The organism is Variovorax sp. FG153 (assembly GCF_057809595.1).
The window spans coordinates 1-662 of the sequence record NZ_JBMDKG010000120.1; the positions used below are offsets into that span (position 1 = coordinate 1).

A 662-nucleotide genomic window follows, 5' to 3' on the forward strand; every position below is an offset into this window, starting at 1 on the left:
CTCGATCTCGGCGATCGAGGTCCACAGCCACTGCCGCGTTCCGGCCTGCGGCGCACCGGCCAGCGCGGGATCGGCCAGCAGGCCGCGCAGCGCATCGCGCGCGGCGGCATGGTTGCCGCGCAGGCCCGCGTTCTCCGCGAGGCAGGCCACGCCATAGAGCGCCGGGCCGACGCGGCCCAGCGCGCGGCAGGCGGCATCGGATTCGTCGTAGCGTCCGCGCACGCGCAGCACGGTCGCGAGCGTGATCCAGCCCTGCGGATCGGCGGGCCGGCGCGCGAGCGCGGCCTTCAAGAGGGACTCGGCACCGTCGAAATCGTGCAGGAACTGGGCCACGGTGGCGCGCATCACGAGCACCGCGGGCGGCGTCCGGGCGATGGGCGTGGCGTCCCAGGCCTGCAACGCGGCCGCGGCCTGGCCGGCGTAGCGCGCGTCGCCCTGCGAGCGCGCGAGGTCGAGGTAGGCGGTCGCGGCCTCGATCGCAGTGGCCTCGTCGCCGGGCCGCTGCGCCAGTTCGCGGCGCAGCTTGCGCTGCGCATCGAGCCAGCCGGCGATCGCGGGCAGCTTCTCGACCACCTCGTCGTCGCTGGCCGGCACCCGTGGCGCCGCTAGCGCGGCGCCGGCCGCGGCCAGCGACAGGAGCAGTGCCGCCGCGGACCGCTGCG

1 protein-coding gene is annotated in these 662 nt (G+C 76.9%); it reads right to left on the reverse strand.

Annotation, left to right across the window (positions count from 1 at the left end; all coding sequences use genetic code 11):
* Positions 1-662 (reverse strand): tetratricopeptide repeat protein (locus ACODT0_RS42370; RefSeq protein WP_489044046.1); only part of this gene is annotated, 662 nt, incomplete at both ends.